A 13,330-nucleotide genomic window follows, 5' to 3' on the forward strand; every position below is an offset into this window, starting at 1 on the left:
GGGCAGGCTTGGCGGACGCTTTTCCCGCCAGGCCTGCCCGGCTTTGGCCTGCCTGGGGTGCCCGTAAGGGCCCCATGTCAAATCGAGCCGAACAGCACCACCCCGAACGCCGAACTCCCGCACCTGAACGCAGGACACTCCCGACCTGAACTCAGGACACGCCCAGCGTCGGGTCAGTCGGTCTGGTCCACGCCCAGGTAGAAGGCGATCAGGCGCAGCAGGTGCTCCGTGTCCACCGGCTTGGTCACGTAATCGGTCGCCCCCGAAGCCAGGGACTTCTCCCGGTCACCCTTCATCGCCTTGGCCGTCACCGCGATCACCGGCAGGTCGGCGTACCGCGACATCGCCCGGATCGCGGCCATGGTGGCGTTCCCGTCCAACTCCGGCATCATGATGTCCATCAGCACCAGCGTCACGTCGTCGTACTGCTCCAACGCCCGCACCCCGGTGATCCCGTTGTCCGCGTAGATCACCTGCAACCCGTGCAGCTCCAGCACGCTCGTCAACGCGAACACGTTCCGCAGGTCGTCGTCGACGATCAACACCTTCTCGCCGTGGAACCGCATCGGCGCGGGCGGCAGCTCCGACGGCGCGATGAGCGCCTGCGTGGCGTCGTCGGCGGGCGTCAGCAGCTCCGGCACGACCTCCGGCTCCACCGGGACCGGCGGCACCAGGCCCTGCTCCGCCAGCGGCAGGTACAGCGTGAACGTCGACCCGACGCCCGGCTCGGACCGCACGTCCAACCGACCGTCGAGCAACGTCGCCAGCTCCCGGCTGATCGACAGGCCCAACCCGGTGCCGCCGTACTTCCGCGACGTCGTGCCGTCCGCCTGCTGGAACGCCTCGAAGATCACCGACAACTTGTCCGACGGGATGCCGATGCCGGTGTCCTGCACGTCGAACGCGACCGAGCCCTCGACCACCCGGATCCGCAGCTTGATCTCGCCGTCGTGCGTGAACTTCACCGCGTTCGACAACAGGTTCCGCAGGATCTGCTGCAACCGGTGCTCGTCGGTGTGCAGGGTGGGCGGCACGTCCGGCTCCACCACGACCTCGAACGCCAGCCCCTTCTCCGCGGCCAGCGGCGAGGTCATCGCCTCGACGTACCCGACGACGTCGGACACGTGCACCGGGTCCGTCTGCACCTGCATGTGCCCGGCCTCGACCTTGGTCAGGTCCAGGATGTCGTCGATCAGCTGCAGCAGGTCCGTGCCCGACGAGTGGATGGTCTTGGCGAACTCCACCTGCTTCGGGTTCAGGTTCCCGTCCAGGTTGTCCGCCAGCAGCTTCGCCAGGATCAGCAGGCTGTTCAACGGCGTGCGCAGCTCGTGCGACATGTTCGCCATGAACTCCGACTTGTACTTCGACGCCGACGACAGCTGCCGCGCCCGCGCCTCCAGCTCGACCGAACCGGCCCGCAGCTCCTCGGTCAGCCGCTGCGACTCCACCAGCAGCGTGTCGGTCCGCGCGTTCGCGAGCATCGTGTTCAGGTTGACGCCGATGTTCTCCTTGAGCTGGTCCAACAGGTCCAGGTGCACCTCGGTGAACTCGCCGAACGACCCCAGCTCGATCACGCCGAGCGTCTCGCCCTGGAACACGATCGGCAGTATCACCAGGTTCGCGGGCGGCGCCGAGCCGAGCCCGGAGCCGATCTCGATGTACCCCGGCGGCACGTCGGTGACCAGCACCGTCTTCTTCTCCACCGCGACCTGCCCGACCAGCGACTCGCCGCGCGTGAACCGCGTGGGCCGGCCGCCGCGCGGCGTGTACCCGTAGGACGCGGTCAGGTCCAGGGCGTTCGACTCGGGGTCCGCCAGGAAGAACGCGCCGTGCTGCGCCGACACCAGCGGCGTCAGCTCGCTGATCACCAGCGACGCCATGGCGTTGAGGTCGCGGTGCCCCTGCATCTGGCCGGACAGCCTGGCCAGGTTCGTCTTCAGCCAGTCCTGCTCCTGGTTGGCCCGGGTCGACACCCTCAGGTTGCCGATCATCCGGTTGATGTTGTCCTTCAGCTCGGCGACCTCGCCGGACGCCTCCACGGTGATCTGCCGGGTCAGGTCGCCCGCCGTCACCGCCGTCGCCACCACCGCGATCGCGCGGACCTGCCGGGTCAGGTTCCCGGCCAGCTCGTTGACGTTCTCGGTCAGCCGCTTCCAGGTGCCCGAGACGCCTTCCACCTCGGCCTGGCCGCCGAGCTTGCCCTCGGTGCCGACCTCCCTCGCCACGCGCGTGACCTCCTGGGCGAAGGAGGACAGCTGGTCGACCATCGTGTTGATGGTGGTCTTCAGCTCCAGGATCTCGCCGCGCGCGTCGACGTCGATCTTCTTCGACAGGTCGCCCAACGCCACCGCCGTCGTCACCTGGGCGATGTTGCGCACCTGCGACGTGAGGTTGTTCGCCATGAAGTTGACGTTCTCGGTGAGGTCCTTCCACGTGCCCGCCACGTTCGGCACGCGGGCCTGGCCACCGAGGATCCCCTCGGTGCCGACCTCGCGCGACACGCGGGTGACCTCGTCGGCGAACGCGCGCAGCGTGTCCACCATGCCGTTGATGGTGTCCGCCAGCGCCGCGACCTCGCCCTTGGCCTCGACCGCGATCTTCTTGGACAGGTCGCCGCCCGCGACCGCCGTCGCCACCGCCGCGATCGACCTGACCTGCGTGGACAGGTTGTCGGCCATGACGTTGACGTTGTCGGTGAGGTCCTTCCACGTGCCGGCGACCCCCGGCACCCTGGCCTGACCACCCAACCGCCCGTCCGTGCCGACCTCCCTCGCCACCCGCGTCACTTCATCCGCGAACGAGGACAGCTGGTCGACCATCGTGTTGATGGTCGACTTCAGCTCCAGGATCTCGCCCCGCGCGTCGACCGTGATCTTCTGGGACAGGTCGCCACCGGCGACCGCCGTCGTCACCTGGGCGATCGACCGGACCTGGGCCGTGAGGTTGTTCGCCATGAAGTTGACCGAGTCGGTGAGGTCGCGCCAGGTCCCGGCGACCCCGGGCACCTGCGCCTGACCGCCCAACCGCCCGTCCGTGCCCACCTCGCGGGCCACGCGCGTGACTTCGTCGGCGAAGGAGGACAGCTGGTCGACCATCGTGTTGATGGTGTCCTTCAGCTCCAGGATCTCGCCGCGCGCGTTGACCGTGATCTTCTGCGAGAGGTCGCCGCGCGCGACCGCCGTCGCGACCTGCGCGATGTTGCGGACCTGGGAGGTCAGGTTGCCGGCCATGAAGTTCACGGAGTCGGTGAGGTCGCGCCAGGTGCCCGCCACGCCCGGCACCTGGGCTTGACCGCCCAGCCGCCCGTCGCTGCCGACCTCGCGCGCCACCCGGGTGACCTCGGCCGCGAACGACGACAGCTGGTCGACCATCGTGTTGATGGTGGTCTTGAGCTGCAGGATCTCGCCGCGCGCGTCGACGTCGATCTTCTGCGACAGGTCGCCCTGCGCGACCGCCGTCGTGACCTGCGCGATGTTGCGGACCTGGGAGGTCAGGTTGCCGGCCATGAAGTTCACGGAGTCGGTGAGGTCGCGCCAGGTCCCGGCCACGCCGGGCACCTGGGCCTGACCTCCCAGCCGTCCGTCCGTGCCGACCTCGCGCGCCACCCGCGTCACTTCATCCGCGAACGAGGACAGCTGGTCGACCATCGTGTTGATGGTCGACTTGAGCTCCAGGATCTCGCCCCGCGCGTCGACCGTGATCTTCTGCGACAGGTCGCCCTGCGCCACCGCCGTCGCCACCTGCGCGATGTTCCGCACCTGCGAGGTCAGGTTGTTCGCCATGAAGTTCACGTTGTCGGTCAGGTCGCGCCAGGTCCCGGCCACCCCGGGCACCTGGGCTTGACCGCCCAACCGCCCGTCCGTGCCGACCTCGCGCGCCACACGCGTGACCTCATCCGCGAACGACGACAGCTGATCCACCATCGTGTTGACGGTGTCCTTCAACTCCAGCATCTCGCCCGCCACCGTCACGGTGATCTTCTGCGACAGGTCGCCCTGCGCCACCGCCGTCGCCACCTGCGCGATGTCGCGGACCTGCTTGGTCAGGTTGTCGGACATGAAGTTGACCGAGTCGGTCAGGTCCTTCCACGTGCCCGCCACCCCCGGCACGACCGCCGTGCCGCCGAGCCGCCCGTCGGTGCCGATCTCGCGCGCCACCCGCGTGACCTCGCCCGCGAACGTGCGCAGCGTGGCCGTCATCGAGTTGAAGCTCTCCACCAGCACCGCGACCTCGCCGCGCGCGTCCACCACGATCTCCTGCGACAGGTCGCCCTCGGCGACCGCGGCGAGCACGCGGCTCAGCTCGGCGGTCGGCCTGGTCAGGTCGCCGATCAGGCCGTTCACCGAGTCCGCCGCCGTGGCCCAGCCACCGGTCGAGGTGCTCGGGGCCAGCCGCTCGCCGAGCCTGCCCTCCTGACCGACCGACTGCCGCACCCGGACCAGCTCGCCCACCAGCCACTGGTTGCGCTCCGCGATCTCGTTGAAGACCTCGGCCAGCTCGGCTGTCACCCCGTCGCGGTCTCCGCCCCTTTTGGGCACCACGAGACGACGGCGGAAATTGCCGTCCTTCATCTCACGCATCGCGGTCAGCAGTCGGGACAGGGTCACGTCCGTGTCGTCCTGGGCGGTCGTCACACGAGCCTCCGATGTCAGCGGAACTGCGCCAAGCCTGCCACTGTTGGAGGCAACTTGTCCGATAGGTTGGGTCGACCCGACACACAGGAGCCGTGATGGCCCAGGGCTACCGGCAAGGCGCCGACACGGGCCTCGACCTCGACGCGTGGCGTCGCGTGGTCGACGGCTTCCACGAGGCCGTCGTCGTGCTGGACCCGGAAGGTGTCGTCCGGTTGGCCAACCCTCTCGCACCCGCGCTGTTCCCGCAGGTCCGGACGGGCTCGATGCTGCCGGACGGCGGCACCGGTCGCGGCCGGCGGCAGGACCTCGGCGACGGCTGGGTGGCCTTGTACCGGGGCGTGGACGACTTCCTCGACGACGCCGCCCGCCGGATGACCTCGCTCACGGAGCGTGCGGCGACGCTGCGCGCCGTGGTCGAGCTCGCGCCCGCCGAGCACGCCGTCGTGGTGCTGCCCGGCGTCCGCGGCCGTCTCGAATGGTGGCGGCGCACGCCCGCCGGCGACGTGGCCGTGGCCCGCACCACCCGCCAGGTCGCCGGCACCGCGCCCGGCCTCACCGCCGTGCTGGAACGGCGGGTCGACCACGCCGAGCTGGCCGAGCTGGGCGAGGGCCCGTGGGGCGCGTCCGGTGTCGGCGTGGCCGTGCCGCTGACCGAGGGCGGCGCGCTGGTCTGCTTCGGCGGCACGTGGCACGTCGACCTGCTCAAGCGGTACGCGGCGCGGGCCGCCGCGGCGGTCGAGGCGAGCACCCGGTTCAGCGAGCAGCAGCAGACCGTGGAGGCGCTGAAGGCCGACCTGCTGCCCCTGCCCCTGCCGGAGGTCCCGGGCGTCCACCTGGCCGGCGTCTACGAGCCGGCGCACCGGCGGGTCCTGGTCGGCGGCGACTTCTACGACGTCCACCCCCGTGAGGACGGCAGCGCGGCGTTCGTGCTCGGCGACGTGGCGGGCAACGGGTTGGAGGCCGCCGTGCACAGCAGCCGGGTGCGGCGCAGCCTGCACACCCTGCTCGTGGTCGAGCAGCGGCCCGCGCAGCTGCTGTACCTGCTCAACGCGGCTCTGCGGGCCGCGGGCAGTCGCCTGTTCACCACGCTCGTCGTCGGCACGATGATGCCGGTCCAGACCGGCGGCCTGCGGCTGACCCTGGCCGCCGGCGGCCACCCCGCGCCGCTCGTGCTGCGGGCCGACGGTCGGGTGGACGAGGTCGCCGTGCACGGCGGGATCGTCGGCGTGCTGCCGGAGGTGCGGTTCAACCAGACGACCGTCGCCCTCGGGTCGGGGGAGACGTTGCTGCTCTACAGCGACGGGTTGACCGAGGCGCGCAAGCACGACGACCGGCAGGAGCTGTTCGGCGACGTGCGGCTGAAGGCGGCGCTGGCGGACTGCGCCGGCCTGTCGGCCGAGGCGGTGTCGGACCACCTGCGGCGCGTCGTGTTCGACTGGCTGGGGCAGGCGGAGCACGACGACCTGACCCTGCTCGTGCTGCAAGCGGCGTCCTGAGGCAGCGGCTAGCGGGCGCCGAGCGTGCCGGTCACCGGTTCGGTGCTGATGGCGTAGCAGACCGCGGTCGTGGCGCCGGAGGGCCAGTACTCCTGGGCCGGCATGACCGACCTCGCCGTGACGCCCGGCCGTGACCCGCCCAGGTACGCCTCGACCGCGCGGATGCAGCGGTCCATCGACAGCTCCATCATCGTCCCGTAGCTCGGCGCGGGATCGGTGTGGGACCCCAGCCGGACGACCCCGGGCACGGCTTCGCTGCGGTGCGGCTGGTCGCAGGGCACGACCCGCGTCGGCTCGTCCAGCGGCTCGCCGGCGTAGCACCGCCGCAGCGCGCCGAGACCCGCGGCGAGCGCGCCCTTGACGCTCCCGGTCCGCGTCGCCGCCTTGTTGTCCGGCCCGCGTTCCAGCATCGCGCAGGCGAACCACCGCTCACCGGCGGCCCACTGCTCCGGCGTCGGCCACAGGACCCGGTGTTCCAGCCGCGTGGCCTCGGCGTCCGGACCGCCCAGGTACGCGGCCATCGCGTCGCGGCACGTGGGCGAGATCGTCGTGCCGACCGGTGGGTAGCCGGCCGGGAACCCGGTCGGCAGGTGGTCGGACAGCGCCACCTCCGCCTGGTGCTCCCGCTCGCAGCCGACGGGCTGGAAGGCGTTGTCCACGATGGCCAGGCAGTCGCCGGGTCCGTGGGAACCCACCCGCTTCGGCGGTGGCTCGGCGGAGGTCGTGGTCACCACCGGCGCCGCCGCTCGCGGCGTGCCGGGCACCGAGGTGCCGCCGCAGGCACTCGTCAGCACGAGCGCGAGCACCCCGGCAACGCCGCGCCACCACAGGGAATCAACCACCGGGCCACCGTAAAGTTCGATCACCCGCGCCGGTGCCGCGATGGCAGCAACCTGCCCGCGGGACGGCGCACCCGACGTCCCCGGTCCCTAGGATCGGGTGCTGTGGAGCCACCTCTCGCCGAGGTCGCGCGAGCGCACCGCCGGCTGCTCGACGCGATCGCCGACCTGACCGACGCGCAGGTCGCGGCGCCGTCGCGGCTGCCGGGCTGGACGCGGGGGCACGTGCTGGCCCACCTCGCCGACGCGGCCCGCGCCCGCAGCCGGGTGGTCGAGCACTGGTCGCGCGGCGAGCGGGTGGCGATGTGGGAGCCCGGCGAACGGGACGCGATCATCGAGGCCACCGCGCACCGCGGCGCGGCTGAGCACCGGGCCGCGACCGCGGAGCAGTCCGAACGCCTGGAACGGGCGTGGGCGGGCGTCGCCGACTGGTCGGAGCCGGTCGACCCCGACGAGGCCGACCAGGTCCCGCCGGTGTTCACGCGCTGGCGCGAGGTGTGGATCCACCTGCTGGACCTCGACCTCGGCGTCCGGCCCGCCGAGTGGAGCGCGGACTTCGCCGTGCACACCATCGGCGTGCTGCGAGCGCGGTTGCCCGCCGGCGTGTCCCTGCGGGCGACCGACGTGCCGAGGACGTGGGGCACGGGCACGGAGGTCGTCGGCGGGGTGCGCGACCTCGCCGCCTGGCTCGCCGGCCGCGAGCCCGACGAGCCGCCCACCTCCGCCGCGCCGCTGCCGGAGCTCGGCCCGTGGCCGTCGTACCCGGCGCGCCGTCAGGACCTGCCGGACTGATCCAGCGACAGCGGCACCCAGTGCAGGGCCTCGCGCCACCCCTCTCGGCCGAACGCCCAGTCCGCGAGCACCGCCGCGACGGGGCCGACCCCGATCACGTCGGGCTGCCGGGGCACCTGCGCCCGGAACTGGCGGTCCGGGCCGCCCGCGTGGTGCTCCACGAGGTGGCTGAGGTCGTCGTTCAGGTGCACCCGCAGGTAGTGCTGCCCGGCCGGCTCCAGGTCGAGCCGGTGCACGGTCAGGTGTCGCTGGGTCAGGTCCAGGTCGGCGAGGAGGTCGTGCAGGGCGGCCTCGGACGGCTCGTCCCAGGACTTCCCCGACCACTCGGTCACGCGTACCACCGGCGTCGTCACAGTGCGCAAGATACCCACAGCCCCGAGGCCGCCCGCAAGGCCAGTCCCAGGCCGACGGTCAGCACGAGGGCCGCGGTGATCACGGGCAGGGCGGTGAAGCGGTCGCGCAGGCGTTCGACGGCGGCCAGGCGGTCCCGCAGGCGGACCAGGACGAGGCCGACGGCGGTCAGCGTGACGGCCAGGCCGAGGCCGTAGCCGAGGACGAGCAGCACGCCGAACCAGGTCCGGCCCAGCGCCACCGCGCCGAGCAGCACGACCAGCGCGGACGGGCTCGGCACCAGACCACCCGCCACACCCATGCCGACCAGACCGCTCCGCCCGACACGATGCCCGTGCCCGTGCCCGTGCCCGTGCCCATGCCCGTGGCCGTGCCCGTGCCCGTGACCGACGAGCGCCGGCCGGCGTTCCCTCAGCGACGTGCGCAGCAGCCCGACACCGATCACCGCCACCAGCAGGCCGCTCACCACCCCCAACCACCGCAGCACCGCGTCACCCGCCACCGCACTGGTCGCGCTGATCAGCAACCCCACCACCAACACCCCGGCCGTGTGCGTCACCGTCACCGCCGCACCCACCACCAGGGCGTCACGCGGCGTGCCCGCCCGCCCGGCCAGGTACGCCGCGATCACGGTCTTCCCGTGCCCCGGCAACGCCGCGTGCCCCGCGCCCAGGACCAGCGACAACAGCACCGCCAACACCCCGACCCACGGCGTCGGGTCCCGAACGCCGGCGAACGACGTGAACGCCCGCGTGGCCGCGCCCACCCACGACGGCCCACCCACCGCCGTGCCGACCACCGGCGCGGACGACCCCGCCCCGACCCGCAACACCACCGAACGCACGTCCACCGGGTCCGCCAGCAGGTCGTCCGGGTACTCGCGCAACTCACCCGTCACGCTCACCGCCGGCACCGGCGGGTCGAGCAGCGCCACGCCGTCGCCCACCGCCGTCATCTCCCGCCAGCCGACGCGGTCGTCCCGGTACCCGGCCCGCACCGCCACCGTCGCCCCCGACGCGCCGGCCTCCACCACGCAGGTCAGCCGGGTGGTCGGCAGCCCCGCGTCACCGGGCGGGAACTCGACCGCGCTCGACCGCACCTCGACCGGCACGGCCCGGCCGTCCACCTCCACCGCCGTGGCCCGCGACAGGGCGGCGCACTCGCGTGCCGCGTAGCCGACCACCTCCGCCGGCCGCTCCTGCACCGTGGGGATCTCGGCGGTGTCCACCACCGCGCGCACGGTCACGCGATCCGGGTGCACGGTGATCCCGTGGTAGTGGTTGACCGTGAAGTTGCCCAACGGGTGCGCGCCCGCCTGCGCCGGGAACAGCAGCAACCCCAGCAACACCACGCCGAGCACCTTCACCGCAGACCGTCCAGCGCCGCCCGCGCCCGCGGCGCGTCCACGAACGAGAAGTGCGGGTTGATCCGCAACGCCTCGTCCAACACCCCCGCCGCCTCGTCACCACGTCCCAGCGCGGCCAGGATCATGCCCCGGTGGTACAGGAACCCGGCGTTGTGCCACCCGGTCGAGACCGCGCGGTCGGCGAACGCCAACGCCTCCTCGTGCCGACCGTTCAGGTGCAGCGCCCACGCCAGCGCGTCGGCCACCAGCACGTGCTGCCGCCGTCCCCACTCGGCCTCCGCCAGCCGCAACGCCGACACCGCGTCACCCCGGTCCGCCGCCACCGCGGACGCCGCCAGGTCGTCCGGCGCCAGGGCGAACTGCCGTTCCAGCACGGCGAACTGCGGCGCGGGGTCACGTCCCGCCGCACGCAGCATGGTGGCGTGCTCGTGCACGAGCTGCGGCAACGGCGCGCGCTGCACCAGTTCCGAGTACAGCCGCAGCGCCTCGTCCACCGAACCGCGCGCGAACAGGACCTTCGCCTTGCCCTGCGACGACATCACGTCGCGCGGGTCCACCACCAGCCCTTGCGAGTACTGCGACAGCGCCTCGTCCAGGTCACCGTTGTCGAACGCCAGCTCACCCAGGTGGTAGCGGCAGAACACCACGTCCGGCGCGGCGCCCGCCGCGGCCAACGCCCGCTCCAGCGCCTCGCGCGCGCCCGGCACGTCCCCGCGTTGCTCCAGGTCGTAGGCGGCCCGCGTGAACGACGGGACGCCGGGCTCCAGGTCCAGCATCCGCTGCACCGCGGCGGTGGCCTCGGCCGGCATCCCGAGCTGCGTCAACGCGTCGGCCAGCACCCCGTACACCTCCGCGGTGTCCGGCAGCACCGCCTGCGCCCGTGACGCGTGGTCGCGGGCCGCCGCGAAGTCGTGCCGCGCGTTCGCCAGCGCGCCCAACCCGATCGACGCGAACCCGTTGCCCTCCGGCTGGTGCCGCAACGACGTGTCCAGCGCGCCCCGCGCCTTCTCGTAGTACGACGGGTCGCCGGTGATCCGCGCCTGCTCGACGTACGCCGAGCCCAACGCGGCCCACGCGCCCGCGTCCGACGGCGTGCGGCGTAGCTTGTCCTGCAACGCCGAGACGGTCCGGTGCGCGGCGACCTCCGCCACCGCGCCGGCCGGCGGCGCCGGAGCGTCCGAAGTGGACAAGGAGGTCACGGTCGTGACGAGCAGGGCGATCCCGCCGACGACGGCGGTGACGGCGACGAGCCGGAGCATGGCGTTCTCCCGGGACGGGGACTACTCGGTCGGGGGGTCCTGCTGGACGCGGTGGCGCAGGACCCAGGCCCCGGCGCCGATCAGCAGGATGGCGAGCAGCCCGCTCAACAGGGGCGCGGTCGGCACGCCGCCGCCCGCGGTCGGCTTGATCGCGACCTCCGTGCCGCCCGCGTTGACCGCGGTGTTGTTCGGCAGGGCCACGTACGGGAACCGCTTCTCGAACGCGTTCTCGTTCGCGTCCACCTTGTCGCCGGCGGCCAGCGCCTCGACCACGCCGTTCACCGCCGCGCCCTCCAGCGCCTGCAACCCGATGTCCAGCACGTCGTCGGACAGCCTGCGCCCGTTGGGGAAGCCCTGGTTGTCCTTGACGAGCACGCCGAGGCGGTTCGGCTCGGCCGCCGGCGGGACCGCCATGTTCAGCCGCAGCTGCTCGGACGGCACGAACTCGCGCTCGTCCACGTCGGCGTTCAGGACCTGCGAGTTCAGGTCGGCCTTGATCGGACCGCCGAGCTCGGTGGTGATGCCGGTCAGGAAGATCTCCACCAGGTCGTCGCGGCGGCCCTTCGGCGCGGGGACCCGGTAGATCGCCTCCACCAGCGCGGGCAGTTCCGGGTTCGCCACCCGGTCCACGAGCTCCTCGACCCTGCCGTCCTGGTCCGGTGTCAGCGAGTTGAACCTGTCCTTCAGCCCCGCCGGCACCACCACCTCGTTGACCAGCGGGTTCCCCAGCCGGGACACCTGCACCCAGTCGCCGTGCGCCCGGTAGCGGCCGGGGCTGAGCTCCATCGAGCGGCGCTCGGTGTCGCCCCACACCCCGATCACCGGGTTGCGCTTCGCGTCGCCCTTCAACGCCAGCCACGCCTTCGGCACCTGCAACGCGATGGTGTTGGCGTTGAAACCGCGCAGCGTGTCCTGCCCGACCTCGGACAGGTCGCCGCCGTAGAGCAGGTCGAACACCCGCAGGTCGAGGAAGAACGAGTCGTCCGCCTGCCCCACGTAGGCCTTCGCGCCGCCCTGGATCGGCGTGATGGCCTGGTCGCGCAACGCGCGGTAGTCCGGCATTGACTTCGGCCCGGTGTCGGACGGCGCGACCCTGCCCTTGCTGACCAGCTTCGTGGACGCGCCCCGCCGGTCGACCAGTTCCAGCGCGTAGGTCTGCCGGAACAGCAGGTTCTCGTCGTCCAGCGACGTCACGGCGCCGTTGTTGTAGAGGAACGTCGACTTGCCGCGCCGGTCGTCGTTCTGGAACGTGAAGCGGTAGGTGAGGTCGGCCCGGGCGTCGCCGTCGTTGTCGACGTTCAGGTCGTAGCGCGCGTCGGTCGCGAAGGGGTAGAAGTTCGGGCCGCCGTTCGGCTCCTGGAACGGGGAGAAGTTCGCGATCAGCGTCACGGTGTCCGGGTGGTCGGGGCTGACGAACGCGTAGACGTCGGTGTTGTCGACCGCCGGGTCGCCCGCGATCAGCGGCGCCTCGCGGTGGCTCGACGCGGCCGCACCGGACGCGCCGAGCAGACCGGTGGCCAGGGCCGTGGCGCCGACCGCGGCCAGCGCGACCGCCTTGGCGGCGCGGCGGCCGGTGAGCGGTGTGGACATGCTCGATCCCTTCATCGGATGCGCGAGCTGACATGAGGCAGTTCGGCCCGCGGGCACGTCCGGTTCAGAAGGTAGGGGGTCGGGGCTTCCGGTGAGTGGAAGATCCCGTTGACCCGCCGCCGGCGCGCTCCCTAGCGTTCGCCCACGTCAGCCGCACGACAACCGCCGGTTCCGGCCGCGCGCCCCGGAGGTCGGATTGGCCACCATCGCACCCCTCGCGGAGGCCGTCGCGCAGGTCGTGCGCGACGGCGACACCGTGGCTTTCGAGGGGTTCACGCACTTGATCCCGTTCGCCGCCGGGCACGAGGTGATCCGGCAGGGCAGGCGCGACCTGACCCTGGTCCGGATGACGCCCGACGTGCTCTACGACCAGCTCATCGGCGCGGGCTGCGCGCGCAAGCTGGTGTTCTCGTGGGGCGGCAACCCCGGCGTCGGCTCGCTGCACCGGTTCCGCGACGCCGTGCAGCACGGCTGGCCGCGCCCGCTGGAGCTGGAGGAGCACAGCCACGCGGGCATGGCCAACCGGTACGTCGCCGCGGCGTCCGGGCTGCCGTTCGCCGTGCTGCGCGGCTACACCGGCACCGACCTGCCCGCCCAGACCGCCAACATCGCCTCGGTGACCTGCCCGTTCACCGGGGAGGTGCTGACCGCGGTCGCCGCGCTCCGGCTGGACGCCGCCGTCGTGCACGCCCAACGCGCCGACCGGCACGGCAACGTGCAGCTCTGGGGCATCACGGGCGTGCAGAAGGAGGCGGTGCTGGCCGCGACCCGCTCGCTCGTCACCGTCGAGGAGGTCGTGGACGAGCTGGAGCCACGGCCGGGCGCGGTGGTGCTGCCGTCCTGGGTGGTGGACTACGTCGCCGAGGCGCCGGGCGGCGCGCACCCGTCCTACGCGCACGACTACTCGGTGCGGGACAACGACTTCTACGTGGCGTGGGACGAGATCAGCCGCGACCGGGACCGGTTCGCGCAGTGGTTGGAGAGCGTCGCGTGAGCGCGCGGT

Annotated in this window: 9 protein-coding genes; 3 read left to right on the forward strand and 6 right to left on the reverse strand. The window is 72.4% G+C overall.

Annotated features, from left to right (window positions below):
• Positions 1-173 precede the first annotated feature (173 nt).
• Complete coding sequence (locus AB0I91_RS27990) at positions 174-4,634, reverse strand: hybrid sensor histidine kinase/response regulator (protein ID WP_499639593.1); 4,461 nt, start codon at positions 4,632-4,634, stop codon at positions 174-176.
• Between the two features lie 95 nt (positions 4,635-4,729).
• Here AB0I91_RS27990 and AB0I91_RS27995 point away from each other — a divergent pair, with 95 nt between their 5' ends.
• A complete protein-coding gene (locus tag AB0I91_RS27995; protein ID WP_499639595.1) occupies positions 4,730-6,130 on the forward strand; it encodes a PP2C family protein-serine/threonine phosphatase in 1,401 nt (466 codons plus the stop codon).
• An 8-nt stretch (positions 6,131-6,138) separates the two neighbouring features.
• Here the strand turns inward: AB0I91_RS27995 and AB0I91_RS28000 are convergent, their stop codons facing one another.
• Complete coding sequence (locus AB0I91_RS28000; protein ID WP_499639597.1) at positions 6,139-6,972, reverse strand: septum formation family protein; 834 nt, start codon at positions 6,970-6,972, stop codon at positions 6,139-6,141.
• Between the two features lie 102 nt (positions 6,973-7,074).
• On the opposite strand from AB0I91_RS28000, the gene AB0I91_RS28005 reads away from it, so the two are divergent.
• Complete coding sequence (locus AB0I91_RS28005) at positions 7,075-7,761, forward strand: maleylpyruvate isomerase family mycothiol-dependent enzyme (RefSeq protein ID WP_498773260.1); 687 nt, start codon at positions 7,075-7,077, stop codon at positions 7,759-7,761.
• On the opposite strand, the gene AB0I91_RS28010 is transcribed toward AB0I91_RS28005, so the two are convergent.
• The 4 genes from AB0I91_RS28010 to AB0I91_RS28025 are packed head-to-tail and all read right to left on the reverse strand — an operon-like array spanning position 7,743 to position 12,327.
• Positions 7,743-8,114 (reverse strand): hypothetical protein, encoded by a 372-nt coding sequence (locus AB0I91_RS28010; RefSeq protein ID WP_499639600.1) that lies wholly within the window; start codon positions 8,112-8,114, stop codon positions 7,743-7,745. The genes AB0I91_RS28005 and AB0I91_RS28010 overlap by 19 nt on opposite strands.
• The gene (locus tag AB0I91_RS28015) at positions 8,111-9,463 is read right to left on the reverse strand and encodes an urease accessory protein UreH domain-containing protein (RefSeq protein WP_499639602.1); all 1,353 of its coding nucleotides are present in this window, start codon (positions 9,461-9,463) and stop codon (positions 8,111-8,113) included. The genes AB0I91_RS28010 and AB0I91_RS28015 overlap by 4 nt, the downstream gene beginning before the upstream one ends.
• Before the next feature lie 11 nt (positions 9,464-9,474).
• Positions 9,475-10,737, reverse strand: a complete 1,263-nt coding sequence (locus AB0I91_RS28020; RefSeq protein ID WP_498773266.1) for a tetratricopeptide repeat protein — start codon at positions 10,735-10,737, stop codon at positions 9,475-9,477.
• A 21-nt stretch (positions 10,738-10,758) separates the two neighbouring features.
• Positions 10,759-12,327: a DUF4331 domain-containing protein gene (locus AB0I91_RS28025; RefSeq protein ID WP_499639604.1), complete on the reverse strand. Its 1,569-nt coding sequence runs from the start codon at positions 12,325-12,327 to the stop codon at positions 10,759-10,761.
• A gap of 196 nt (positions 12,328-12,523) precedes the next feature.
• On the opposite strand from AB0I91_RS28025, the gene AB0I91_RS28030 reads away from it, so the two are divergent.
• Entirely contained in the window at positions 12,524-13,321 is a 798-nt protein-coding gene (locus tag AB0I91_RS28030; RefSeq protein WP_498773270.1) for a CoA transferase subunit A, read from the forward strand.
• The last annotated feature ends 9 nt before the right edge of the window (positions 13,322-13,330 follow it).

Source organism: Actinosynnema sp. NPDC049800 (genome assembly GCF_040656635.1).
Lineage (GTDB): Bacteria > Actinomycetota > Actinomycetes > Mycobacteriales > Pseudonocardiaceae > Actinosynnema.

Coding starts and splice junctions, on each gene's coding strand:
- AB0I91_RS28020 (WP_498773266.1), bottom strand. CDS start 10,737: ATGCTCCGGCTCGTCGCCGTCACCGCCGTCGTCGGCGGGATCGCCCTG.
- AB0I91_RS27995 (WP_499639595.1), top strand. CDS start 4,730: ATGGCCCAGGGCTACCGGCAAGGCGCCGACACGGGCCTCGACCTCGAC.
- AB0I91_RS28025 (WP_499639604.1), bottom strand. CDS start 12,327: ATGTCCACACCGCTCACCGGCCGCCGCGCCGCCAAGGCGGTCGCGCTG.